Origin of the sequence: Pseudoalteromonas sp. APC 3224, from assembly GCF_030407535.1 — a bacterium.
Taxonomy (GTDB): Bacteria; Pseudomonadota; Gammaproteobacteria; order Enterobacterales; family Alteromonadaceae; genus Pseudoalteromonas.
The window spans coordinates 88,182-114,483 of record NZ_JASDDF010000009.1 but is presented as its reverse complement, the minus strand read 5'-3'; the positions used below and the strand labels follow the sequence as shown (position 1 = coordinate 114,483).

The window sequence follows — 26,302 nt, the reverse complement described above, 5'->3', positions numbered from 1 at the left end:
AGGCTGGGTTTTTTTATGGCTGTTAATAAGTATTCATGAAAGTTGATTTTATGAAATCCACTATTCATATTATTAATAATCGCTATAACTAGCTGCCTAAGTGGATGGATTTTAATCTATGCATAAAAGCTTTATAATCGAGCGTTAGAATACTATAAGTATTGGGTTATGGTTTGTTTTATAAACACTTCCGAATACTTTCACGTCACCAAGAGGGCAATACTGTGCTACAAGAATATCGTAAACACGTAGAAGAACGTGCCGCGTTAGGTATCGTACCAGCGCCATTAGATGCTCAGCAAACGGCTGATCTTATTGAGCTAATTAAAGCCCCACCTGCAGGTGAAGAAGAGTTCGTACTAGAACTACTAATCAACCGTGTACCGCCGGGTGTTGATGATGCAGCCTATATTAAAGCTGGTTTTTTAGCGGCTGTTGCTAAAGGTGAAGCCGTTTCTCCACTTATCTCTAAAGAAAAAGCAGCTGAATTGCTAGGTACTATGCTTGGTGGCTACAATATCGCGCCTATGGTTGACTTACTGGATGACGCGGCGTTAGCGCCAATCGTAGTTAAGGGCCTTGCAAACACTTTATTAATGTTTGATGCGTTTTACGATGTAGAAGAAAAAGCAAAAGCAGGTAATACATACGCCAAACAAATCATTGAGTCTTGGGCTGCAGCAGAATGGTTTACTAATAAGCCAGCTGTTGCTGAAAAGATCTCGGTTACTGTATTTAAAGTCACTGGTGAGACAAACACGGATGACTTATCACCCGCTCCTGATGCATGGTCACGTCCTGATATTCCACTTCACGCACTAGCGATGCTTAAAACAGAACGTGATGGCATTAACCCTGATAAAAACGGTGAAGTAGGTCCAGTTACCCAGCTCGAAGAATTAAAAACTAAAGGCTTACCACTTGCTTACGTAGGTGATGTTGTTGGTACGGGATCTTCACGTAAATCTGCAACTAACTCTGTGCTTTGGTTTATGGGTGCTGATATCCCATTTGTACCAAATAAGCGCGTAGGTGGTGTCTGTTTAGGTAATAAGATTGCGCCTATTTTCTTTAATACAATGGAAGACTCGGGTGCATTACCAATCGAATTAAATGTTGATGAATTCAACATGGGTGACCAAATCGACATTTACCCTTATGAAGGGGTTGTTAAACGTCACGGTACTGATGACGTGATCTCTACGTTCACACTTAAATCAGAAGTCATTCTTGATGAGGTTCGTGCTGGTGGTCGTATTCCACTGATCATTGGTCGCGGTCTTACAGACAAAGCACGTACATCACTGGGTTTAGGTGCAACTGACGTATTTAAAGTACCAGCAGTTACTGAAGTGTCAGATAAAGGCTTTACGCTTGCGCAAAAAATGGTGGGTAAAGCATGTAATGTTGCCGGTATTCGCCCAGGCCAATACTGTGAACCAAAAATGACTACGGTTGGCTCGCAAGATACCACGGGTCCTATGACACGTGATGAGCTTAAAGACTTAGCCTGTTTAGGCTTCTCTGCAGATTTAACCATGCAGTCTTTCTGTCATACATCGGCTTACCCTAAACCAATTGACGTAAATACGCATCATACACTTCCTGATTTCATCATGAACCGTGGCGGTGTATCGCTTCGTCCTGGTGATGGTGTAATTCACTCATGGTTGAACCGTATGTTATTACCAGACACCGTAGGTACCGGTGGTGATTCACATACTCGTTTCCCATTAGGTATTTCATTCCCAGCGGGTTCAGGTGCGGTCGCATTTGCAGCAGCAACAGGTGTTATGCCACTTGATATGCCTGAATCGATTTTGGTTCGTTTTAAAGGTGAAATGCAGCCTGGTATCACGTTGCGTGACCTCGTTCATGCCATCCCTTACTACGGTATTAAAGAAGGGCTATTAACGGTTGAGAAGAAAGGTAAAATCAACGAGTTCTCTGGTTGTATACTAGAAATTGAAGGAGTTGAGCACTTAACTGTTGAGCAAGCATTTGAACTATCAGATGCATCAGCAGAGCGCTCAGCAGCAGGTTGTACTGTTAAGCTTTCTAAAGAGTCGATCAGCGAATACCTTGAGTCTAACATTGTTATGCTTAAGTGGATGATTTCTGAGGGTTACGGCGATGTTCGTACGATTGAGCGCCGTATTACAGCAATGCAAGAATGGCTAGCTAACCCAGAACTAATGGAAGCGGACAAAGATGCAGAGTACAAGCATGTGCTTGAAATCGACTTAGCTGACATTAAAGAGCCAGTACTGTGTGCGCCAAATGACCCTGATGATGCGCGTTTACTATCTGACGTGACAGGCGAGAAAATTGATGAGGTATTCATCGGTTCTTGTATGACTAACATTGGTCACTTCCGCGCCGCGGGTAAATTACTCGATGGTTTTACAGGTCGTATCCCAACACAGCTTTGGGTTGCACCACCAACGAAGATGGACAAAGACCAGCTTACGGACGAAGGTTACTACGGTATCTTTGGTCGTGTTGGAGCACGTATTGAAACGCCTGGGTGTTCACTGTGTATGGGTAACCAAGCACGTGTTGCAGATAAAGCAACTGTTGTGTCTACCTCAACACGTAATTTCCCTAACCGTTTAGGTACAGGCGCAAATGTGTTCTTAGCTTCAGCAGAGCTGGCAGCAGTAGCGGCAATTTTAGGTAAATTACCTACTCCGGCTGAGTACCAAGAATATGCAGCGAAAATCAATGCAACGGCAGCAGATACCTACCGTTACTTGAACTTCCACCGTATGCCTCAGTACACTAAAAAAGCAGACAACGTAATTATTCAGCAAGCTGTATAATTAATAGAGTTTGAATGAAAAGCCCGCTTCGGCGGGTTTTTTATCATTTAAATTTAATTTGGATTATTCATGCTTTAATAATCTTATATTGAATTAAATTTAATTATTATTTGCTTTTGAGTTGGATAATAAAGCAAAAAATCCTCGCTATATGCATTAAAATCCCTGCCAATATTATCATTATTATAAGCAGGATTTTATGACCGCATTAAACAACCAGAATTTACTGCAACTTCGTTTTATTAACCAAGCCAACATTGATTTGGTTAAGCCTTCTTTTGATAACTTACCTGCAAACCCATATGCAGATGGTGCGTTTCGCAAACGCCGTTATTCAGTAGTTAAACTACAAAATGATGAGCTCAACCTTCAAGCGACTAAAGCGTTTGTGCAAGACGATTCAATTAATACCTTTCAAGGTAATGTTGAACGTACTTACGAAAATTTAGAGCAAAGCTTGCTTGAGTCTGAGGGTATGAAAAATATTGTTAGCGAATTTTGTGCGATTACCGGTATTGATGCAGATCGTGATATTGAAATTCACCAATTTAGAATGCTTGCGATTGATAGCGACACGCCAGCAGCCCCTGAAGGTGTGCATCAAGACGGGTTTGACCATGTATGCGTATGTGGTGTTTCTCATGAAAATTTAGAAGGCGGTGAGCTATTGGTTTATGAAAACCAACAAGCAGAACCGTGTTTTAAAATGGAAATAAAAGACGGCATGTTTGCACTAATTAATGATCGTCAGGTATGGCATAACGCCACGCCAATGAACAAAATTGATGCCAATAAACCAGGTTACCTGGATTGTTTTGTACTAACTGCTTAAGAGAAATAAAATGAATTTAATGCAATTGCGCGCGCAATTTCCCGCTTTAATGCAAACGGTTGATGGCAAGTCACCGGTGTTTTTAGATGGACCAGGTGGCTCACAAGTACCACAACCGGTACTCAGTGCCATGACTGCTTATTTAGGGCATTATAATTCAAACTTGGGCGGTGCGTTTTTCTCAAGTGACAAAACGGTTGAACTGATGGCTAATGCGCGTCAAGCGGCGGCTGATTTGTTAAATGCCCCTAGTGCACAAAATATTGTATTTGGCCCTAATATGACCAGCCTTACGTTTAGCTTCAGCCGCGCGATTTCACGCAGTTGGCAAGCAGGCGATGAAATTATTGTGACCAATGCAGATCATTTTTCAAATGTATCGTCTTGGCAGCAAGCCGCTGAAGATAAAGGTGCAGTGGTTAACACAGCGCTAATTAACGAAGCCGATTGCAGTTTAGATATGGCGCATTTTGAAAGCTTATTAAACGCTAACACTAAATTAGTTGCCGTTACGTATGCATCAAATACCACTGGCTCTATTAACGATATTAAACGCATTATAGAGCTTGCGCACAATGTCGGTGCATTGGTGTATGTTGATGCTGTGCATTATGCCCCTCATGAACTAATCGATGTGCAAGCATTAGATTGTGACTTTTTAGCGTGTTCTGCATATAAGTTTTTTGGTCCGCACTTAGGTATGGTATACGGTAAAGCTTCGCACTTAGAAGGGTTTACACCTTATAAAGTAGAGCCAGCGAAAGATATTGCTCCTGGTCGTTGGGAAACTGGTACCCAAAGTTTTGAAGCACTAGCGGGCTTTATTGCGGCGGTTGATTACATTGCGGCAATTAGCGAACTTGATGACAGTCACTCACGCCGAGAAAAACTGCGTGTTGCGTTTGAAAAAACGAAACAACACGAGATGGCGCTTAGTGAATACTTTTTAACACGCCTGGTTAATTACCCGCGTATTAAATTGTTTGGTATTGATGACTTAGCTCGCTTAAGTGAGCGTACCCCTACGTTTGCACTGACCTTTGAAGGGTTAGAGCCTCGCCAAGTATCTGAATTTTTGGGCAAACAGCATGTATGTGTATGGGATGGTAATTTTTACGCCCAAGGTTTATGCAAACAACTGGGTGTGCTTGATAAGGGCGGCGTAGTACGCATTGGTTGCATGCACTACAACACCCTAGAAGAAATAGACACGCTATTTAATTTGTTTGATGAGCTACTAGGTTAATCCCTTATTTATTCAATACTTTTTAAAGCCATAAGTAAAAATTACTTATGGCTTTTTTATTGGCTGATTACCTAGCTTTGTGGCGTTCCATATATTTGCTCTGCTCGATTAAACAAAACCCATGAGGTTAAAATATACTTATCATTTGATACTGGCTTATTGCCTCTATGTGTATGCGTGAAATATCCTGGAGCAACCACCATGCTGCCTTTTTTAGGGGTTATTTTACGATTTTGATAATAAAACTCGGTTTCTCCGCCTTCTTCAACATCATTTAAATAAAACATAAATAACAATACCCGGTGCAGGGCTTCATTATGTTGTAACTGCGGATACACCTCACTATGCCAATACGGGTAGCCCCCTTTATTGACCTCATATTTTTGTGCTTGAATATTACCGAGCCTAAAAATTTGCTGCACCAATAAAGGAAGTTGTGGTTTACCTACTTCGTCATAATTGGCATGAGTCAAATCTACCGGCTGGCCTGTTTTTGGGTGATACACTTTTAAGCCAAATGCCCCAATCATCATAAAAATATGTTCTTCAATGTATTTAAAAACATACTGTGCAGTGGTTTGTTGAATATGTTTTAATTGTTCTGCGTATTCAGGATGATTGTTTAAGTGCAGGTCGTGGCTATCTTTTTTATTAAGATCAACGCCGCCCGATGTCATCCCTTGTTTAATATGCGGGCTTTGAGAAAAGGTAGTGATAAAGTTATCACAAAAGTCACTGCTGAGCGCGTTGTCATACACGCGGATAAAGTCCGTCATGAGTTACCTGTTTAATTATTATGGATTATTATGTTTACTGAAAAAGTGATGCCGCGCTTTAGCGAAACGGATGCACTCGGACACATCAACAATACCGTACTCCCAGTTTGGTTTGAAGCAGCCCGAGTACCTATTTTTAAATTTTTTACCCCTGATCTTAATCCTCACAATTGGAAGTTAATTATTGCTAAGGTTGAAGTGTCGTTTGTTGGCGAGCTATTTTATGCTCATGAGGTGACAATTAACACCAGCATAGAGCAGATTGGTAATAGCTCATTTGTGATCCGCCAAGAAGCCTGGCAGCAAGATAAGTGCTGTGCAATTGGTAAAACTGTCATGGTGCGATACGATTTTGCCAGCAAAACAAAGCAAACGCTTTCGGCTGATGAAAAAGCTGCATTAACACAGCACCTTGTTGCCACGAGTTAATCGCAGTTTAGTTGTGGCAAGCAGGATGTTTAGTTAAATATTGCGCCAGAGCAATGACTTGTTTTTCAGTAAAGCGTAGTCCGAGCTTAGTTCTGCGCCACAATATATCTGCGCTGCTTTTTGCCCATTCATGGTTTACTAAGTAATCAACTTCTTTTGCATATAAGCCATGGCCAAAGTGATAACCTAAATCGCCGATTGCTTGACTTTTACCCAATAATTGATAACTAAGCGTACCATAGCTGCGAGCCATACGTTTTAAGGTGTCGATTGGCAGCCAAGAATAGCTGCTTTCTAACTGTGCGATAAGGTATGCTTGGTTACTAAAGTCGCCACCTGGTAAAGGGGTGTCTTTCGTCCACGAGCGACTCAATTTTGGGTAAAGGGGCGCTAATTTATTAACGGCATTTTCTGCAAGCTTTCTATAGGTGGTAATTTTGCCACCAAATACGCTTAATAATGGGGCGTGATCAGCTTCATTATTTAATATCAGTTTGTAATCGCGGGTGACCGCTTGGGCATCTGTTGATTTGTCATCTAACAGCGGGCGCACGCCACTAAACGTGTGCACAATATCCGCTTTGCTTATTGGCTTTTTAAAGTAATGATTAGTAATACTGATCAGGTATTCGATTTCTTGCTCACTAATTTTTACATCAGCAATATCGCCGGAATAATCTTCATCAGTGGTGCCAATTAGTGAGTAATCTTGCTCATAAGGAATAACAAATACAATACGGTTATCCTCGTTTTGTAAAATATAGGCAACCGGCTGGCTATGAACTCGAGGCACCACAATGTGACTGCCTTTTACAAGGCGAACAGTATGTGGTGTGGGCTGGGTAAATACATCTTCAAATAATGACGCGACCCAAGGGCCTGCAGCATTTACAACACTTTTAGCCTTAATATTTAGGTGTTGCTTGCTAGCTTGCTGCTCTAAAATTACATTCCAATAGTTTGCGTTACGGGTGGCTTTAATACAGCGCGTGCGTGTTGCAATTGTGGCGCCCAAATTATGCGCTGCTTGTGCGTTTAAAATCACTAAGCGCGCGTCATCAACCCAGCAGTCTGCGTATTCAAAGCCTTGGGTGACGCTGCTGTTAAGTACGCTATCGCTGTTAAACTCAATCGCCTTTGAAGGGGGTAAAGTATTACGCCAGGCTAGATGGTCATAAATAAATAACCCCATGCGAATCATCCATGGCGAACGCAAATGTGCTTGGTGCGGCAGTCGAAAAGACAGTGGCCACATAATATGCGGTGCTTTTTTTAACAGTACTTCACGCTCACGCAAGGCCTCTCTTACCAATCTAAATTGATAATTCTCTAAATAGCGAAGCCCGCCATGAATAAGTTTGCTGCTATTAGAAGAGGTAGCAGAGGCTAAATCGTTCTGCTCACATAAGAGTACTTTTAAGCCACGACCACTAGCATCGGCTGCAATGCCAGCGCCGTTAATACCACCGCCAATAATGAGTAAGTCATATTCGTTGTCGTGTGCGCTCATAGATTTCCCTGTGTTTAGTCACTCTCGTCGTCAGTACTATTAGAAAGTCTAACTTGTGCAATGCAATGTAGCCACTTTGCGTATAAATCGTTGCGCTCTTCACTGCTCATGGTTGGTTCAAAGCGACGATCGCTTTTCCACATGTTGGCAAGCTGCGCAGTTGATTCATACACCCCAGTTTGCAGCCCTGCTAAGTAGGCAACCCCCAATGAAGTGGTTTCGGTTAAGGTTGGGCGTTCAACGCTTGCGCCTAAAATGTTAGCTAAAAATGCCATGGCCCAATTATTGTTTGCCATGCCGCCATCAACCCTTAAAATACTAGGACGAAGCCCGTCACCCTCCATGGCTTTTTGTAAATCTTTGGTTTGATAACCCACCGACTGTAAGGCAGCTGCCACAATAGTACTAATGCCTGAATCTCGGGTTAGGCCTAAAATAGCGCCTCTTGCATTTGCATCCCAATAGGGCGCTCCTAAGCCAGTAAACGAGGGGACTAAAAACACCCCATGATCTAAGGGAACACCTTTGACAAGGGCTTCACTTTCACCTGCGTTTTCTAATAACTTTAGGCCTTCTACTATCCACTGCATGGTGGCACCGGCCATAAAAATGCTGCCTTCAATCGCATAGGTGGGTTTGCCGTTGAGCCGATATGCAAGAGTGGTTAATAAACGATTATTTGATTTTAGTGCTTTATCACCAGTGTTAAGCATTAAAAAGCAGCCCGTGCCGTAGGTGCTTTTTGCCATACCTTCTTCAAAACAGGCTTGACCAATTAAAGCCGCTTGCTGATCGCCTGCAATACCACAAATAGGAATTTCACTACCGAACAACTTGCCGCTTGTTATCCCAAAATCAGCCGCTGAGTCCATTACCTCAGGCAACATAGCCAGTGGAATATCAAATAAAGCCAGTAATTCTTCATCCCAGCATTGCTGATGAATATTAAACAGTAAAGTTCGTGAGGCATTAGTGGCATCGGTTTTGTGCACTTTACCGTCGGTTAATTGCCACAATAAGTAGGTATCTACCGTGCCAAATGCTAGTTCACCTGCTTGTGCTTGCTCTTTAGCGCCAGTGACGTTATCTAAAATCCAACGAACTTTGGTTGCAGAAAAATAAGGGTCGAGTACTAAACCGGTTTTATCATTCACCATTTTTGTATGCCCAGCATGGCGTAAACTATCGCAATATTCACTGGTGCGTCGGTCTTGCCATACAATCGCGTTATAAATAGGTTGCCCAGTTTTTTTATTCCACACTAAAGTGGTTTCTCGCTGATTAGCAATGCCGATGGCAATTATGTCGGCGGCAGTTACTTGTTGCTGCGCTAAGAGGTTTTTGACGCTGGTTAATACAGTTTGCCAAATATCTACAGGATCGTGTTCAACCCAACCATTTTTTACAAAATGCTGAGGGAAGGTTTGTTGAGCACTCCCTATCACCTGTGCATCTTTGCTATATAAAATAGCCCGAGAGCTTGTCGTTCCTTGATCAATCGAGAGTAAGTATTTAGCCATAAAAAATAACGTTGTTTAATTTAGATAAAGCTAGCTTGTCTTTAAGCTAAACGAATAGCAATGCTTTTGCACCATAATGGTTAAAATTATAGATTAGCAGAGGGTAGGAGAGGGAAATGATAATTAAATTTTGGCGCCTATTATTTAATAGACGCCAAGCAATAGTGATTAATTAGTACTCGTTAATTGTTGATGTAACCAATCTTTTAATACCATTCTGCCGTGCTTTAGCTGCTGCATAGCTTCGTCATCGATAGGTGAGTCTTTTAGTTCAAGTACCCGAATTTCTTTATCGATTTCATTGTATTGTTTTGCTTTAGTAGCAAAGTTTTCATCATTTGCATTGAGTTTTGCAATTGTTTGCGTGTAATCAGGAAAGTCTTTAGTTAATGAATGGTCTTCGCCTAACATAGGTTACTCCTTGTTTATACGTATTTAATGCGCTGTTGGATAATGCAGGTCACTTTACTGATAGACAGTTTGTAACTACTGAATTACTCATATAATAGAGCTTGGGCTGATTTAAAATAAATCAACCATTGCTGATTGTAAGCGAGCTATTTGTATTAGCTGAGCTGCAAAACACTGACACCTGCAAAGCCTTCAGTTAGAATATGCATGCAATAACCATCCGCCTAATTACTTTGAGTACTTTAATACATGCTTTTAATGATCGATAACTACGACTCGTTTACCTACAATTTGGTACAGTATTTTCAACGATTAGATCAAGAAGTGGTAGTAAAACGTAACGACCAAATAACGCTGAGCGAAATTAAACAGTTAAACCCCGACCATATTGTGATTTCTCCAGGCCCTAAAAGCCCAAGTGAAGCGGGAGTGTCGCTATCTGTTGTAGAGCAATTTAAAGGAACTTATCCTATATTAGGTATTTGTTTGGGGCACCAAACTATTGCTCAGGTGCTAGGTGGTAAGGTGGTGCGCGCTAAACAGGTTATGCATGGAAAAACATCGCCAATTTATCACCAGCATCAAGGTATGTTTAAAGGTTTACCAAACCCGCTGACAGTGTGCCGCTACCATTCTTTAATTGTTGAAGCACACTCATTGCCTAAAGAACTAGAAGTAACAGCATGGACACAAAGCAACACTGGGCTGCGTGATGAAATTATGGGATTGTTGCATAATGAGCTTGCACTTGAAGGCGTGCAGTTTCACCCTGAAGCAATTTTGACCGAGCAAGGCTTAGCCTTACTTGATAACTTTTTAACGCGCTTCTAGGCTTATACCTGTAAGCTATTTTCCTTTTTTGCCTTAAGATAGAGTTTATGACCGATACATTGCAGCAACAGCGAATTGTTAACGTGCTACACCAACGAGCGCATGATTTGCTACTGGGTCATAGTTTTGCTAATCAGCAAATAGGCTTTATTCATACCTTAGACCTCAATGACGGTAAACCCGTTAAAAAGCGTACCTTATTAGAAGTTGAAGTGGCCGCTCAGCAAAAGCGTCAACAAAAAAGTACTTCACATCAAAAGTTACAGGCAAAAACCAGTCAAAAATTACATACGGTTATTGAAACCGTGATGGCCAAACGTCTTGAAGACATAGATTTAGTCATCAAAGACACTGTTGGTATAGATGATAATGTGCCCGCGATACTTGATATTCTTGCAACACGCGCGGCATCGGTTGGTCGTTTAGAGCCGCTAATTAACGATTTAAACTGGCTTGGACGAGAGCTGGTTACCTTAGTTAATTTACCTTTTTATCGTAAGCAACGCAGTAAAGGCACCTCAGTCAAAGTAGATACCCCAGCATTGGCATTACGTTATTTAGGCTTAGACAACCTGCAACTGGTAGTGCCTACTTTTGCAGTGCGCCATTGGATGCCAAACAGTACCGCACCATTTCCGCTATTAAAGCGCAGGTTAAAAGACAATACTATGTCATGTGCTATTGCGGCACAAACGCTTGCTCAGCTTAATGGATTAAACCCCATGCATGCATTTACCCTGGGCATGTTATTGAATGTGGGGCAAATTGCCTTAGTGCGCTTATACTTAAAAGTGTTTGATCAAGTATGGCAACGCAAAATACAGCGGGCTCGTGAAGAAGGTGACAAAAACCTACACACCGCGTTGTTGGAGCTTAAACCTGACCCGCTATTTTTAACGACACTGCTGAATGAAAAATCACTGCTTGTTAGCGCCAAGGTGATTGAAACCATGTCATTTAAATACTTACCCTTTAACACTGTAATGCAGCAGTTAGTAAATGGGATAGAAAAAGGCGATAGTTTATTGCCATTATCGCAAGTAATTTTAAAGGCGCGTTGTTACTCTCAGTACTTAAACTTAAAAGAGCACCAGCTTATTGAAGACGATGAATTACAAAGCTGGTTTAGCTATTATAAGTTTACAAAAAAAGAGTTAGAGGCCTTACAAGCAAGTAATTTTACTAATTTGGCACTCCAAATCGATTAAATCTGTTAATTTTTTTGCGACTATTCATTCACTTTAATTCTACTTATTCATGTGCAGTTGGTTTATAAGCGCTATGCTTTTTTCGTTGTAGAGGCGCTCACTAAGGTAAATGTACTTCATTACTAGCTCTCAAATAGTTATTCACTATCCATGAAATAATATCTTAAGCCCTTTATTTTAAAGGGGTACATGAAAGTTTTTGAAGAGACATAAGCCTAAATTTCTGAAATAATGAGCGCCTGAAAATTGAACCACAACGTAGTTTCAGGCAAATATACAGCTATTATTTTTTGCCGACACATTTGGTTATTAACAATAATCACACCCCTATTCTACTGCTTTGTGATGCACACAATTAAGAGGAAATAAAATGACAGTCAATCGCGAATTATTTGATCACGTAATGGTTCCTAACTACGCACCTTCAAGCGTAATTCCAGTTCGAGGCGAAGGCTCTCGTGTATGGGATCAACAAGGACGAGAGTTTATCGACTTTGCTGGTGGTATTGCCGTTAACTGTCTTGGCCATTGCCATCCTGCATTAGTGGGTGCATTAAAAGAGCAGGGCGAAAAAATTTGGCATTTATCAAATGTAATGACTAATGAGCCAGCACTTCGCTTAGCTAAAAAAATGGTTGATGCGACTTTTGCAGAAAAAGTTTACTTTGCAAACTCAGGCGCAGAAGCAAACGAAGCGGCACTTAAATTAGCGCGTCGTTTTGCGCTTGATAAATTTGGCGCAGAGAAGTCGCAAATTATCGCCTTTAATAAAGGTTTCCACGGTCGTACTTTCTTCACGGTTACTGTAGGCGGTCAAGCGGCTTACTCTGACGGTTTTGGTCCTAAGCCAGGCGACATTGTTCATTGTGACTACAATGACCTTGCCGCATTTGAAGCGTTGATTAGCGATAACACCTGTGCAGTAATGATGGAGCCAATTCAAGGCGAAGGCGGTATTATCTCACCAACTGACGAATTTGCTCAAGGCGTTCGTGATTTATGTACTAAGCACAATGCATTGCTTATTTTTGATGAAGTGCAATCAGGTGTTGGTCGTACGGGTGAGCTATACGCATACCAAGGCTTAAACGTAGTACCTGACATTTTAACTTCAGCAAAAGCACTGGGTGGCGGTTTTCCAATTGGCGCTATGCTAACAACCACTGAGATTGCACAGCATCTTAAAGTAGGTACTCATGGTTCTACTTACGGCGGTAACCCACTAGCCTGTGCAGTTGCAGAAGCCGCATTTGATACAGTGAACAATCCAGAAGTATTAGCGGGCGTTAAAGCAAAAGCGGCGTTATTTACCGAGCTACTTAATGCGATTAACGAAAATTACCATGTATTTAGTGAAATTCGTGGCCAAGGTTTATTAATCGGTGCCGTAGTTAATGAGCAGTACAAAGGGCGCGCTAAAGAGTTTTTAGTTGCAGGTACTGAGCATGGCTTAATGTCACTTGTAGCGGGTGCTGATGTGGTTCGTTTCACTCCATCTTTAGTAATACCAGAAGCTGATATTCGCGAAGGTATGGCACGCTTTGAAAAAGCTGTAGCCCACGTTGTAAACGCGTAATCGCTAATTCAACTTCTCTAAGGGCAAACATTGTTTGCCCTGCAGTTCCTATTTACCGTTATATATAAGGGAGTAAGCGGATTCATGATGATCCTTCGCCCAATCCAAAAAAGTGATTATGCAGCTTTAGTAACCATTGCCGACGAGTCGGGACATGGCTTTACTTCTTTACCTAATAATGAAGAGTTATTACAAAAGAAGATTGCACATTCAGTTAATTCATTTACAAAAACCACGTCACAACCTGGTGATGAAGGGTACTTATTTGTTCTTGAAGATACTGAAACTGGTGAAGTAGTTGGTACTTCAGGTATTGAAGCGGCAGTTGGCTTAGATGACGCATTTTATCACTATCATTTGAGTAAAGTGATTCACTCTTCGCGCACGCTAGATGTATATAAAGCGGTAGATATTCTCACCCTTTGTAATGACTACACTGGGGCTACAGAGCTGTGTACGCTGTTTTTAAAGGACGGTTATCGTAAAAATTGTAACGGTAAGCTGCTTTCAAAAGCACGCTTTATGTTTATAAAACAGCACCAGCAACGCTTTGCACAAACCGTTATCGCAGAAATGCGTGGCGTATCTGACGAAAACGGCAGTAGCCCGTTTTGGCAGTGGCTTGAAGAGCACTTTTTCTCAATGGATTTTCCAACCGCAGATTATCTGACGGGAATTGGCCAAAAAGTGTTTATTGCTGAGTTAATGCCTAAATACCCAATTTACGTCAACTTATTGAGTAAAGAAGCGCAAGCGGTTATTGGTCAAGTACACGATAATACGCGCCCAGCTATTCAGTTATTAAAAAGTGAAGGCTTTACTTTTAATGGTTACGTCGACATTTTTGATGCAGGCCCAACCGTTGAAGCAAAAGTAGATAACATTGCTACTGTACGTAATGCACAAAACTTTAGTGTTGAAATTGGCGAAATGACAGGTGATACCATGGTATTGCTAGCCAATGATAAGCTTGAAGACTTTAGAGCAACCGTTGTTCCTATGGCATTTGATTCACGTTCAAACAGCCTTGTGCTTACGCAAGAACTTGCTGATGCATTACATTTAAAATCGGGCGACTTTGTTACTGCTACCCCAGTTTAATTTAGGAGAAAGTATATGACTCATCCTGCACAATTTATTAATGGTCAATGGTCGCAAGGCCAAGGCACAGAATTTAACTCAGTTAATCCTGCAAATAACGACGTTATTTGGCAGGCATCAGCTGCAAGCGCAGAGCAAGTAGATAGCGCTGTAGCATCAGCACGTGAAGCATTTTACAGTTGGGCTGATAAAAGCTTTAGCGAGCGTTTAGAGATTGTAAAAACCTTTGCTGCAACATTAAAAGAGCACAGCGAAGATCTAGCGGTTGCTATTGCACAAGAAACAGGTAAACCACTTTGGGAAACACGTACTGAAGCGGGCGCCATGGTAGGTAAAATTGCCATTGCTGAAAAAGCATTTTTAGAGCGTACTGGTGATGTTGAAAACGCTATGCCGCAAGGTCGTGCGATGATCCGTCATAAGCCACATGGTGTTGTTGCTGTATTTGGTCCTTACAACTTCCCAGGGCACTTACCAAATGGCCACATTGTACCTGCACTTTTAGCCGGTAATACTGTGGTATTTAAACCATCTGAACTTACACCTATGGTGGCTGAGCTAACCCTTAAACTATGGGAAAAAGCCGGTTTACCAGCTGGGGTAATTAACCTAGTTCAAGGTGAAGTAGAAACAGGTAAAGCATTGGCGTCACACAAAGGCATTGATGGTTTATTCTTTACTGGATCTTCACGTACGGGTCATATTTTACATGAACAGTTCGCAGGTCAACCAGGTAAAATTTTAGCGCTTGAAATGGGTGGTAATAATCCGCTAATCGTTAAAGATGCAGAAGATACTCTTGCTGTAGTGCACGATATTGTGCAATCTGCGTTTATCTCAAGCGGCCAACGTTGTACCTGTGCGCGTAAATTGTTTTTACCAACAGGCGCTAAAGGCGATGAAATTTTAGCGCGCTTAATTACAGCGACTAAAGCAATTAAAGTTGGTAACTACGACGACGCTGATCAACCATTTATGGGTTCAATGATCTCAGCGGCCGCTGCTGCAGGTATGGTTAAAGCGCAAGACGAGTTAAAAGCCATGGGTGGTGACGTGTTAGTTGAGCTTGAGCATACAGCTAACACCGGTTTTGTTACACCAGGTATTATTGAGTGTACTAATATTAATGACTTCCCAGATGAAGAGCATTTTGGTCCACTTTTAAAAGTATTCCGCTTTGATGACTTTGACCAAGCAATTGATAAAGCAAACGACACTAGCTTTGGTTTATCAGCAGGTTTATTAAGTGATAACCAAGCTGATTACGATCATTTCTTACGTCGTATTCGTGCGGGTATTGTTAACTGGAACCGTCCAATTACAGGCGCCTCAAGTGCTGCGCCGTTTGGTGGTATTGGTGCCTCAGGTAATCACAGAGCGAGCGCTTATTACGCTGCCGATTACTGTGCATACCCTGTTGCTTCTGTGGAACTTGAAAAAGTAACCATGCCAGCAACATTAAGCCCAGGCTTAAAAATAGATTAAGTACTCTGAACGTTAGTTAAGTACGACTTAATTAGTATAAAAGCAGCTTCGGCTGCTTTTTTTGTATTGCAACCTTACAGAGCTAGCAATTATCAGTGCTTTCTGCTTAAATTAAGTAATCAGTATTTTTGAGGTAAATAAACGATGGTTTTAAACAGGCAAGGGTACGATGATTTAATAATGTACCTAACTCAGAACTTAGCGTTGTTTGAAAAGACAGGTGAAATAAAGCCAGGTGCGCCAACCGTTATTGAGTTAATTGAAGATGTAATTGCCGAAAATGTCATACGCATTTGTCAACAACACCCAGACCTTTCTACAGAGCAACGCAGTCAAATTGTGCGTGAGGTTGATGGTATTGTTTACGATTTACAAGAAGTACTTAGTAGTGTGACCTCTCACACCGTTACAGTAGAACAGCATGCTTTTATTGACGAGTTTGCTGGACTAGTTAAAAACTTATTTGATAACGCTATTAATTAATATTTCCCCCTTTAAAAACCACGCTTTATTCGCTATTTAATTTAAATGCGCGTGAGAGCCTGCGTGTAATGAATGCAAAATTAAACTAATGAGATAAAACAATGCAAGCAAATGTAAAATGGGTTGAAGGTAATACCTATATAGGCCGCTCTAATAGTAATCATAATGTGGTATTTGATGCGGGTAGTGACGGAGCAGCACCAAGCCCAATGGAAATGGTGCTTATGTCTATCGGTGGCTGTTCATCGGTTGATGTGGTAAGTATTTTAAAAAAAACCAAGCAAGACTTCTCATCCGTTGATGTGCAATTAACTGCTGAACGAGCTGAAACAGCCCCGCGCGTGTTCACTAAAATTAATTTACACTTTGTTGTAACTGGTAAGAATGTGTCTGAAAAACACCTAGAGCGAGCGGTTTCGCTTTCTGCCGAAAAGTATTGCTCAGTTGCATTAATGCTTGATAAAACAGTAGAAATTACCCATAGCCATGAAGTTGTTGAAGATCAGGGAAAATAACGCTTTTTCCGTGAGTGAAATTCGTATAAAATCCGCGAACTTTTCATTCTGCAGGTGCAGATTTCACTAATTTATAGGTTGGTTTATATGAACAAACCCTTCGATAAACTTAAACTTCATGGCTTTAATAATTTAACTAAAAGCCTAAGCTTTAGTATTTACGATATTTGCTATGCAAAAACAGAGCAACAACGTAAAGAATATATAGAATATATCGATGAGCAGTATAGTGCAGATAGACTAACCGACATTTTAGGTGATGTGGTTGATATTATTGGTGCCAATATTTTAAATGTTGCACGTCAAGATTATGAGCCACAAGGTGCCAGTGTAACTATTTTAGTTTCAGAAGAGCCTGTAGAAGAGCAGCAAAACTATGATGCTGACGAAGCACCAGGGCCATTACCTGACTCAGTGGTTGCACACCTTGATAAAAGCCACATTTGTGTTCACACATACCCTGAAGCACACCCAGATGATGGTATTTGTACTTTCCGTGCGGATATTGAAGTATCAACCTGTGGCATTATCTCACCGCTTAAAGCGTTAAACTTCTTAATTCATAGCCTTGAGTCTGATGTGGTAACGATTGATTACCGTGTACGTGGTTTTACCCGTGATGTAAACGGCGTTAAACATTACATTGACCATGCAATTAATTCGATTCAAAACTTCATGACAGAAGATACCAAAGAAGCGTACCAAATGATGGACGTGAACGTGTATCAAGAAAACCTGTTCCATACCAAAATGATGTTAAAAGAAACCGATTTAAATACGTATTTATTTGGTTTATCTACTGATGATTTGTCAGATGACGAAGAAGAAGAGATTCGCTCAAAGCTAACACGTGAAATGCAAGAAATATTCTATGGCCGTAACCTGCCAGATACAGAATAATAGCAATTGGATTAAATAAAAATGGCGCTCATTGAGCGCCATTTTTGTATGTGTTGTTTAATGCTACTTAACAAGTAATAACTGGGTTTGTCGGCCATTGAGGTACCACACACCGGTTTTATCAAACATAGCATCTTCTTCAAGCATTATTCTTATTTCTTTATTCCACGGTTTTATAAACACCGCATTGTTAAGCTCAATCGAGTACGCCGTGTTTAAATGCAACGGGTAATCGCCATCTCCCGGTACACCTTGCTGAGCATCCCACATACCTAATGTAGTGCCAGCTGCATGACCATGATAGCCGAGCGGGTGAGTATAAATAGTGGGCTTTAACCCCTGTGCAATGGCTTTTTCGCGGGCGGCTTTTAATACCTGATTACCTGTTTTACCAGCTGTAAATTCAGCTGTAAAAATGTCTTGTAGCTTATTGCCCTTTTTTAACGCATCAACAAGGTAATCGGGAGCTTTTGTTTCGTCTGGTTTTAAAACATAAGCGTGTTGTTGAGTGTCGGTATTTAAACGCAAATAATTAATACCAAAATCGACATGTAATAAGTCGCCGGCTTGAATAACATTATCGGCATAGCCGTTGGTAAAGCTGTCTTCGTGGTCGAACGATTTACTGTCGGCGCGTTGTATTGCAATACTAGGGTGAAACCACGTTTGTAGCTTAAGCTCCCTTACGCGCTCTCTAAACCACCACACTAAATCGTCGCTGGTTGTCTCTCCAACGGTAATAGTATTACCGGAGAATCCATCAGCAATAATAGAATGGGCAATAGCAACAATGTGTTTGTACATTTCTACTTCTTCTGGAATGCGTTGCTCTAACCACGCAACAGCCAGCGGCTCGGCTGAGGTTATTTTATTTTTATATGTCGCAGGTAAGTTGGCCATTAAAGTGGTGTAATCGCCAAGCACTAGCCCATCGGCATGTGCCCAATCTGTAGATGTGTTGAGAGCAATATTTCGCGGTTGGTATTGCTCAATAATCGTATTGAGCGCTTGCCACTGATTAGGCTGTGCTTGCTTATCCCAGGCCTTTTTAAAAACACTCCCTATTTTGTAAGGCGCAATTGCAAAGGCGTCAACACCGCCTTGTTTGTTAACTGCAAATAATAAAATAGTGGTGCGCCTTGCCGAGAGCCATGTAGCAGGCAGCATGGTTTTTAATATCGGGTCTTCATTATATTCGCGGCTTATCATTAGCCACATATCTATACTGTGTTGCTGCATTAATGTGGGTAATAAAGTCTTAATACGTTTTTCGGTAATGCTATCGATAAACGCAGCCCTTTCTTTCATTGATAGAATAGTAGGGGGCTCAGCAGCTTTAATGTCAGGGCTAAATAGTATGAGTATAAAAGTGAGTAAAAAAACGTATTTATTATTTTGCATGGCTGGCTTATTTTTTAGACGAATATATAAGCTAACATTGCACAAACAATAATATAAACAAATCATTTGCGATAAACCGTAGACACAAAAAAGCCCAGCAAAATACTGGGCTTTTGTAATAAATACTGCTTAGCTAAGCATGCTGTACAGTAACGCACAAACTGCTAATGAACCGACAGCCAGTACAAATAAGGTACTTAAACGATTACGGTACTTTTGTAAGCTAGGCACTTTGTAAACTGCAATCATTGGCATAATGAATAAAATCATCGCAATGATTGGGCCTGATAACTGATCCATCATATCTAGTATGCTTGGGTTTTTAACCGCGCAGAACCAAATAGCGAAAAACATCAGTACCGCACCAACTTTGTCAGCCACTTTAGGGCTCATGCTTGAGTGTTTAGTCACTAACCCAGTAAAGCTTTCGCGTGCCCCTAAAAAATGACCTAAAAACGACGACATAATCGCAATAAAGGCAACCAAAGGTCCCAGCGTTGCAATGAATGAGTTTTCTGTAATATTAGCCAAATAAGATAAAACAGAGACGTTTGCCGCTTTTGCTTCAGCCATTTGGTCGCCGGTAAGCGATAACACGCATGAGAAAACAAATAACAAAACAAAGGTGATCAGTAATAAGCTAGTACGCTTTAAAATCGCTTCTGACTTAGAGGTTGCTAGGTCACCGTAATGGCTACGTTGTTTATTAACAAAGCTTGAAATAGCCGCTGCATGGCTAAATGAAAACACAATAATAGGAATCGATAACCAAAGTGTTTTACTAAAGCTACCTAGCTCAGGCAAAGCTGTATCGGGCATTTGCCAGCTTGGGATTAAATACAAAGACAAAAAGAATAAAATACCCACTAGCGGGTACACTAAAATTGCAAAGGCGCGCAGCATTAAGCGTTCACCGCCCATCATTAAGCCAATCATAAGCGCAACTAAAATACCCGATAAAGCAACGCGTGACGGCGACTCCATTCCTAACTGATTGACCATAAAGCTGTCTACGGTATTGGTTAAACCCACACCGTAAATAAGCAAAATAGGAAAAATTGATAAAAAGTATAATAAGGAGATCAGTCGACCCGCGTTTACGCCAAAGTGTTCTTCTACTACATCGGTAAAATCAGCCTCTTTATTTTTTGATGATAATACAAAACGCGCCAAACCACGGTGCGCTAAAAAGGTCATTGGAAAGGCTAAACACGCCATAATAATCAGTGGCCAAAAACCACCAATACCAATATTAATCGGTAAAAATAAAATACCAGCACCTACTGCGGTGCCAAAAAGGCTCAGTGTCCACTGCGTATCGTGCAGGTTCCATTTTGACTTAGACGTGTGTGCGTCTTGTGCTGGTGCATTTGAAAGCGTTGCACCTTGAGATGTTGTCATGTGTGTATATCCATTATTTATCATAATAATTGCGCCGAAGAATATAGTTTTTAACCACACATTTCATGTGTTTTTATGTCTTGGATATAAATTTGTTGTAGCGTATTAGTTACTGACTGTCACGAATATGAAACAGTGTTTAAAAGCTGCGCAGTTAGTGCAGGAATATGCTGCGAAATGCGTGAATAATGTTCACTTTTTTGAGTTAAGAGTGTGGAGAATATATTTATATGTATTTGTTAAAGTGGGAAGTGCTTGTTGGGTTTCGTTCCACTCAACCCAACCTACGGTGTTTAAATTGCCATTGAGCTGCTCGCGACACTAAGCCCGTAACCCGCAGCCCGTAGCGCTTTACTCTTCTATCGCACTCACTACAAAATATGGGTTTAAGTACTCATCTTTAGTGTTATAAATAAGCGGGCTGCCATCGAGCTTAGTTACTTTAGCGCCGGCTATTTCGGCAATGGCATGGCCTGCGCCGGTATCCCATTCACAGGTTGGGCCTAAGCGTGGGTAAATGTCGGCACTGCCCTCGGCGACTAAACACAGTTTGAGTGAGCTGCCTTTTGACACCATTTCAACCTCATCAAAGCGTTTTACAAATTCAGCTAAATCAGGGGAGGGGTGCGAGCGACTGCCTACAACACGAATAAGGCCTTTGTTAGGTTTGGTGGTAACTTTAAGCTCGATGCGCTCATCGCCTTTGTCTTTAAAAGCACCAATGGCTTCGGCGGCTATGTACGATACACCTAGCGCAGGGGCATCAACCACAGCTAAAACTGGTTTGCCGTTTTCGATTAGGGCAATATTAACGGTAAACTCGCCGTTCTTTTTAATAAATTCTTTGGTGCCATCAATTGGGTCAACCAGCCAATAGCTGTTCCATGTTTGGCGTACGTCCCAACCAATATCTGCACTTTCTTCACTCAATACAGGAATGTCCGGAGTGAGCTTTTTGATCCCTGCACTAATGATTTTATGAGCTGCTAAGTCGGCGTCGGTTACGGGGCTTTCATCAGCTTTGTATTCAACGTTAAAGTCTTTGTTGTAAATACCCATAATCGCGCTTCCCGCTTCGCGAGCGAGAATAAGGGTTTCTTCTAGCAGTTCAGTTTGGTTCATTACATGGGCCTATAGTATATGCTGATGTTTTAGATACGTTATCAGTTGAGCTACCGATTGGTCTAGGGTGTTTTTACTGGTATCTAAAATTATTTCAGGATTAACCGGCGGCTGGTAAATTGAATCAATCCCAGTAAAGTGTTTAATTTCACCGGCGCGTGCCTTTTTATATAAGCCTTTTGGGTCGCGACTTTCACACACCTCAAGAGGGGTGTCGATGAATACTTCGATAAATTCACCCTCATCAACTAACTCACGAACCATGTCGCGCTCAGCTTTAAAAGGAGATATAAACGCAGTAAGGACTAACAAACCAGCATCAACCATTAGCTTGGCGGTTTCGCCTACGCGGCGGATATTCTCAACGCGATCGGCATCACTAAAGCCTAAATCTTTACATAAACCATGGCGTACATTGTCGCCATCAAGTAAATAGGTGTGTGCGCCTTGCTGATTGAGTGCTGCTTCTAGTGCATTCGCAACGGTGCTTTTACCTGAGCCAGAAAAACCAGTAAACCATATAATAGCGCTCTTATGATTTTTTTGTTCACTGCGCTGCATTTTAGTAGTGGCGTAATTATGCCAAACAATATTGTTATCCATTTGCTGTGTCTCTTTATGCTATAAGCGCGGGCATTAAAACGGAAATACCAGCGGGATCAAAGTTAGTACGGTAATTGAATAAATAATAGAAAGCGGTAGCCCCATCATTACATAGTCTTTAAGTCGATAGTTACCTGCGCTATAAACCATCAGGTTAGTTTGATAACCAAAAGGTGAAATAAAGCTGGCTGAAGCGCCAAATGCAACTGCCATAATAAACGGCAAAGGTTCTACGTTAAAGCCAATGGCTAGTGAGTAGGCAACCGGGAACGATAGCGCTGCTGCGGCATTATTGGTGATTAATTCGGTGAATAATACGGTCATTAAAAAGATAGCGATAAACGCGCCATAAGGGCCAAAGTCGCCCAGCACTACAAACATGGCGTCTGATATTTGCCCAGCAAGGCCGGTGCCTATCATCAGCTTAGCTAAACCTATGGCACTGCCCACGACAGCAAGTAACTCAATAGGAAAACGGCGCTTTATTTCGCTTAGCTTAATAGTACCACACAGCATTAGGCCAATAAGAAACACTAACAAGCCTTTAACCAGCGGTACTGCACCTAAAATACTTAATCCCAGCACACCCGCAAAGCTTAACAATACAATATTTGATTGCTTTGCACCTAGGTGGGTTTGTAAATCAAGCCCTGAAATATACACAAACTCGCGTTTTAAGTTAGTTAAGTCATAAAAGCTTTTACCAGGGGCAAGAATTAATGAGTCACCCGCTTGTAATCGCACTTGTCCAAGCCCGCCTTGTAAGCGGTCATGCCCACGGCGAATAGCAATAACGGCTGCATGAAATTGCTCTCTAAAGCGGGCTTCTTTTACCGTTTTGCCAATTAACTTAGACGATTGGCTAACGACAACTTCAACGAGGTGTTCAATGTCTTTTTCGTGTTTGTCGTGCACCACTTTTAAGCCATCAAAGCGAGTAAGCAAAGGTACTGACTTTATGTCGCCCACAAACAGCAGTATGTCGTCTTGTTGAATAATATGTTGGGGGGTCACGGCGCAAATTCGGTTGCCGTCACGAATAATTTCAGCCAAAAACAAGTCTTTTAGATCGCGTAAACCGTTTTCCTCTACAGTACAATTTATTAACTTTGAGCCAGTTTGCACTTTCCCTTCTAGATAAAAAGGCACCACCTCTTGGCTATTTTTACCATTGTCAGGCAGGCATTTTAGCATCACCAAAATAGTAATTAAGCCCACACTAAGTGCGCCCAAACCCACCAAGGTAAAATCAAAAAAGCCCAGTGGCGCCATGCCCGCATCTACTGCAAAGCCATTTACGATTAAGTTAGTAGAGGTGCCAATAAGCGTAATAGTACCCCCTAAAATCGCGGTGTACGACAAGGGCAGCAATAGCTTTGAAGGGGAGTGATTTGGGTTATCCTTTATGGCGGTAATTAATGAGGCAACTACCGCGGTATTATTAGTAAACGACGATAAAAAGGCGGTAGACAGCCCTAATTTAGTTACTGACTTAACTAAACTACCACTGGATAACGATTTGGCTAAGCGTTGAATAAGCGTGGTTTTTTCTATCGCTATCGACACTAAAATTAATAACACTAAAGTAATTAATGATGAGTTAGTGTAATTAACCAGCATGCTTTCTAAATCTATTAGCCCGGTTAGGTAGCTGGTGCCTATGGCACTAACAAATAACCATGCAGGATTAATACGGGTGCCAAACAGGCACCCGACTAAAAGCAACATAATGCCTGTTAAAATGAGCTGTTCTACCATGCTTTAAATGTTCCTAACAGGCGTTCATTAACGTTATAGCTTTGAAATATCAAGCGCTTGCCAATGCGGGAAGTGCTTGCGTACGAGGGCGTTAAATTCAACTTCAAAGTCGCTGAATTGTCCTGCGTTTTCTTCACTTTGCAGTACCTGTTCTATCATTCCTGCTGCAACCGTTAAGTTTGATAAGCGGTCAATAAGAATAAACGAACCGGTTTCGTGATTATGATGGTACTGATCGGCTAAAATAGTCTCGGTTAGCTCCAGTGTCACAATTGCAATTTCGTTTAACTGCAATGAATCTGCACTGCCATGCTCTAACGTGTTTACATCAATTGTGTGGTCAATTTTTGTGACCATTGCCGAGGTGTTTTTGCTGCCAAGTTTAAGGTTGTAACTTTTACCGAGCACCAATGGTGACTCGTGCATCCACACAATTTTAGCCTGTAATTGGTTAGTTACTTGCGCTTGCGAATTCGCAGGTACAATAACGTCCCCTCGGCTAATATCTATTTCAGTATTAAGTGTCACTGTAATTGCTTGGCCTGCCTCGGCGGTGTCGAGGTTGCCATCAAAAGTAACAATTTCTTTAATATGTGATTTTTTACCTGAAGGCAGTACCTTCACCTCATCACCTACACGTAATTTACCCGATGTAAGCGTGCCTTGAAAGCCACGGAAGTTTAGATTAGGGCGCACCACGTATTGCACCGGAAGACGCGCTTCAAAACCAGTGTCGATTTCAGCGGCTGGTGAGTCTTCTAACAGCTCAAGCAACGGCTTGTCGGTGTAATAAGGAGTATGTGCAGAGCGGGTTACTACGTTATCGCCTTTAAGTGCCGACATAGGCACAAACTTAATGTTTGATACGTTAAGTTGCTTGGCAAATTTTAAATAATCGGCTTTAATTTTTTCATAAACGGTTTCATCAAAATCAACAATATCCATTTTGTTAACCGCAACCACAAACTGCTTAATACCTAATGAGTCACAAATAAAACTATGACGCTTAGTTTGTACCTGCACGCCATAGCGCGCATCCACTAAAATAATGGCAACATCACTGGTTGAAGCACCGGTAACCATGTTTCGGGTGTACTGCTCATGCCCTGGGGTGTCGGCAATAATAAATTTACGCTTAGCGGTTGAGAAATAACGGTACGCTACGTCAATTGTTATACCTTGCTCACGCTCAGCTTGTAGGCCATCTACTAACAATGCTAAATCAAGATCTTCACCGGCGTTACCCACTTTTTCGTTATCTTTATGAAGCGCGGCTAGCTGATCTTCATAAATTTGGTGACTATCGTGCAGTAGGCGGCCAATTAAGGTTGATTTACCGTCATCCACACTGCCACAAGTCAGCATACGCAATAAGCTTTTATCTTGTTGACGTGCTAGGTAAGCGTCTATACCAATTTCTTTTACTTCGTTAAATGTATCGTTATTTAGGTTAGACATTAGAAATACCCCTCACGTTTTTTCTTCTCCATTGAGCCTGCTGAGTCATGATCGATCACTCGACCTTCACGTTCAGATGACGATGAAAGCAGCATTTCTTCAATAATTTCGGTTAGATTGCTGGCTGTAGATTCAACTGCACCAGTCAGCGGGTAACAGCCTAATGTTCTAAAGCGAACCGACTTCATTTGCGGTACTTCACCTTCATTAAGCGGCATGCGATCGTCATCAACCATAATTAGCGTGCCATCGCGCTCTACCACAGGGCGCTCTTTAGCAAGATACAGTGGCACCATTTCGATGTTTTCTTGATAAATGTATTGCCAAATATCTAGTTCAGTCCAGTTAGATAGTGGGAATACACGAATGCTTTCACCTGGGTTCACTTGGCTGTTATAGGTATTCCAAAGCTCAGGGCGTTGGTTTTTAGGATCCCAGCGATGGTGTTTATCACGAAATGAGTAAACACGCTCTTTGGCGCGTGATTTCTCTTCATCACGACGTGCGCCACCAAATGCGGCATCAAAACCGTATTTATTCAGCGCTTGCTTTAGCCCTTGAGTTTTCATGATATCGGTATGTTTACCCGAACCATGCGTGAATGGGCCTACACCCATTTCGATGCCTTCAGGGTTTTTGTGTACGATTAAATCAAAGCCGTACTCTTTAGCTAAACGGTCGCGAAACTCAATCATTTCACGAAACTTCCAGTTGGTGTCTACGTGTAATAACGGAAACGGAATTTTTGCAGGGTAAAATGCTTTACGTGCTAAATGCAAAAGTACCGATGAGTCTTTACCGATTGAGTAAAGCATAACTGGGTTCTCAAACTCAGCGGCGACTTCGCGCATGATTTTGATACTTTCAGCTTCAAGTTGCTGAAGGTGAGTTAAAGCCATTGTTGGTCGTCCTAC

Annotated in this window: 23 protein-coding genes; 12 read left to right on the top strand and 11 right to left on the bottom strand. The window is 41.6% G+C overall.

Features of this window, described 5'->3' with window-relative positions:
• Positions 1 to 224 precede the first annotated feature (224 nt).
• The 3 genes from acnB to QL989_RS06760 all read left to right on the top strand — a co-directional run bounded on the left by acnB (position 225) and on the right by QL989_RS06760 (position 4,900).
• Complete coding sequence (gene acnB / locus QL989_RS06770; protein ID WP_290169235.1) at positions 225 to 2,822, top strand: bifunctional aconitate hydratase 2/2-methylisocitrate dehydratase; 2,598 nt, start codon at positions 225 to 227, stop codon at positions 2,820 to 2,822.
• Between the two features lie 199 nt (positions 2,823 to 3,021).
• Entirely contained in the window at positions 3,022 to 3,654 is a 633-nt protein-coding gene (locus QL989_RS06765; RefSeq protein ID WP_178954625.1) for a 2OG-Fe dioxygenase family protein, read from the top strand.
• A gap of 10 nt (positions 3,655 to 3,664) precedes the next feature.
• Positions 3,665 to 4,900: a cysteine desulfurase-like protein gene (locus tag QL989_RS06760; RefSeq protein WP_290169232.1), complete on the top strand. Its 1,236-nt coding sequence runs from the start codon at positions 3,665 to 3,667 to the stop codon at positions 4,898 to 4,900.
• A gap of 71 nt (positions 4,901 to 4,971) precedes the next feature.
• Here QL989_RS06760 and QL989_RS06755 read toward each other — a convergent pair whose 3' ends face one another.
• Entirely contained in the window at positions 4,972 to 5,676 is a 705-nt protein-coding gene (locus QL989_RS06755; RefSeq protein WP_138606689.1) for a 2OG-Fe(II) oxygenase, read from the bottom strand.
• 30 nt (positions 5,677 to 5,706) lie between these two features.
• On the opposite strand from QL989_RS06755, the gene QL989_RS06750 reads away from it, so the two are divergent.
• Positions 5,707 to 6,105 (top strand): thioesterase family protein, encoded by a 399-nt coding sequence (locus QL989_RS06750; protein WP_055012471.1) that lies wholly within the window; start codon positions 5,707 to 5,709, stop codon positions 6,103 to 6,105.
• A gap of 7 nt (positions 6,106 to 6,112) precedes the next feature.
• Here the strand turns inward: QL989_RS06750 and glpD are convergent, their stop codons facing one another.
• From glpD to QL989_RS06735, 3 genes are all read right to left on the bottom strand, one after another.
• Positions 6,113 to 7,615 carry a glycerol-3-phosphate dehydrogenase gene (gene glpD / locus QL989_RS06745; protein WP_178954629.1) on the bottom strand — a complete coding sequence of 501 codons (1,503 nt, stop codon included), beginning with the start codon at positions 7,613 to 7,615 and terminating at the stop codon, positions 6,113 to 6,115.
• 14 nt (positions 7,616 to 7,629) lie between these two features.
• Positions 7,630 to 9,135 (bottom strand): glycerol kinase GlpK, encoded by a 1,506-nt coding sequence (glpK, locus tag QL989_RS06740; protein WP_290169228.1) that lies wholly within the window; start codon positions 9,133 to 9,135, stop codon positions 7,630 to 7,632.
• Positions 9,136 to 9,303: 168 nt separating this feature from the next.
• Positions 9,304 to 9,546 (bottom strand): YdcH family protein, encoded by a 243-nt coding sequence (locus tag QL989_RS06735; RefSeq protein WP_290169226.1) that lies wholly within the window; start codon positions 9,544 to 9,546, stop codon positions 9,304 to 9,306.
• 249 nt (positions 9,547 to 9,795) lie between these two features.
• On the opposite strand from QL989_RS06735, the gene QL989_RS06730 reads away from it, so the two are divergent.
• The 8 genes from QL989_RS06730 to speD all read left to right on the top strand — a co-directional run bounded on the left by QL989_RS06730 (position 9,796) and on the right by speD (position 17,645).
• On the top strand, positions 9,796 to 10,377 hold the full coding sequence (locus QL989_RS06730; protein WP_010392074.1) for an aminodeoxychorismate/anthranilate synthase component II: 582 nt from the start codon (positions 9,796 to 9,798) through the stop codon (positions 10,375 to 10,377).
• A gap of 47 nt (positions 10,378 to 10,424) precedes the next feature.
• Complete coding sequence (locus tag QL989_RS06725) at positions 10,425 to 11,585, top strand: HDOD domain-containing protein (protein WP_290169223.1); 1,161 nt, start codon at positions 10,425 to 10,427, stop codon at positions 11,583 to 11,585.
• Between the two features lie 370 nt (positions 11,586 to 11,955).
• Complete coding sequence (locus tag QL989_RS06720) at positions 11,956 to 13,161, top strand: aspartate aminotransferase family protein (protein ID WP_290169221.1); 1,206 nt, start codon at positions 11,956 to 11,958, stop codon at positions 13,159 to 13,161.
• Between the two features lie 84 nt (positions 13,162 to 13,245).
• A complete protein-coding gene (gene astA, locus QL989_RS06715) occupies positions 13,246 to 14,262 on the top strand; it encodes an arginine N-succinyltransferase (RefSeq protein ID WP_055012478.1) in 1,017 nt (338 codons plus the stop codon).
• Positions 14,263 to 14,277: 15 nt separating this feature from the next.
• Positions 14,278 to 15,747: a succinylglutamate-semialdehyde dehydrogenase gene (gene astD / locus QL989_RS06710; protein WP_178954633.1), complete on the top strand. Its 1,470-nt coding sequence runs from the start codon at positions 14,278 to 14,280 to the stop codon at positions 15,745 to 15,747.
• A gap of 144 nt (positions 15,748 to 15,891) precedes the next feature.
• Complete coding sequence (locus QL989_RS06705) at positions 15,892 to 16,230, top strand: DUF3802 family protein (RefSeq protein ID WP_138606677.1); 339 nt, start codon at positions 15,892 to 15,894, stop codon at positions 16,228 to 16,230.
• A 101-nt stretch (positions 16,231 to 16,331) separates the two neighbouring features.
• Positions 16,332 to 16,745, top strand: coding sequence for an OsmC family protein (locus QL989_RS06700; protein ID WP_290169216.1), 414 nt, complete (start codon positions 16,332 to 16,334; stop codon positions 16,743 to 16,745).
• A gap of 87 nt (positions 16,746 to 16,832) precedes the next feature.
• Entirely contained in the window at positions 16,833 to 17,645 is an 813-nt protein-coding gene (gene speD, locus QL989_RS06695; RefSeq protein ID WP_010392088.1) for an adenosylmethionine decarboxylase, read from the top strand.
• A gap of 63 nt (positions 17,646 to 17,708) precedes the next feature.
• On the opposite strand, the gene QL989_RS06690 is transcribed toward speD, so the two are convergent.
• From QL989_RS06690 to cysD, 7 genes are all read right to left on the bottom strand, one after another.
• Complete coding sequence (locus QL989_RS06690; protein ID WP_290169214.1) at positions 17,709 to 19,046, bottom strand: M24 family metallopeptidase; 1,338 nt, start codon at positions 19,044 to 19,046, stop codon at positions 17,709 to 17,711.
• 129 nt (positions 19,047 to 19,175) lie between these two features.
• Complete coding sequence (locus tag QL989_RS06685; RefSeq protein ID WP_198522409.1) at positions 19,176 to 20,447, bottom strand: aromatic amino acid transport family protein; 1,272 nt, start codon at positions 20,445 to 20,447, stop codon at positions 19,176 to 19,178.
• A gap of 351 nt (positions 20,448 to 20,798) precedes the next feature.
• Positions 20,799 to 21,569 (bottom strand): 3'(2'),5'-bisphosphate nucleotidase CysQ, encoded by a 771-nt coding sequence (gene cysQ / locus QL989_RS06680; protein ID WP_290169211.1) that lies wholly within the window; start codon positions 21,567 to 21,569, stop codon positions 20,799 to 20,801.
• 9 nt (positions 21,570 to 21,578) lie between these two features.
• Positions 21,579 to 22,172, bottom strand: coding sequence for an adenylyl-sulfate kinase (cysC, locus tag QL989_RS06675; protein WP_138623560.1), 594 nt, complete (start codon positions 22,170 to 22,172; stop codon positions 21,579 to 21,581).
• A 33-nt stretch (positions 22,173 to 22,205) separates the two neighbouring features.
• Positions 22,206 to 23,930 carry an SLC13 family permease gene (locus QL989_RS06670; protein WP_290169207.1) on the bottom strand — a complete coding sequence of 575 codons (1,725 nt, stop codon included), beginning with the start codon at positions 23,928 to 23,930 and terminating at the stop codon, positions 22,206 to 22,208.
• A 33-nt stretch (positions 23,931 to 23,963) separates the two neighbouring features.
• Positions 23,964 to 25,388 (bottom strand): sulfate adenylyltransferase subunit CysN, encoded by a 1,425-nt coding sequence (gene cysN / locus QL989_RS06665; protein WP_290169205.1) that lies wholly within the window; start codon positions 25,386 to 25,388, stop codon positions 23,964 to 23,966.
• Positions 25,388 to 26,287 (bottom strand): sulfate adenylyltransferase subunit CysD, encoded by a 900-nt coding sequence (gene cysD / locus QL989_RS06660; RefSeq protein WP_008108450.1) that lies wholly within the window; start codon positions 26,285 to 26,287, stop codon positions 25,388 to 25,390. Before cysD ends, cysN begins: the two co-directional genes overlap by 1 nt.
• Positions 26,288 to 26,302 lie beyond the last annotated feature (15 nt).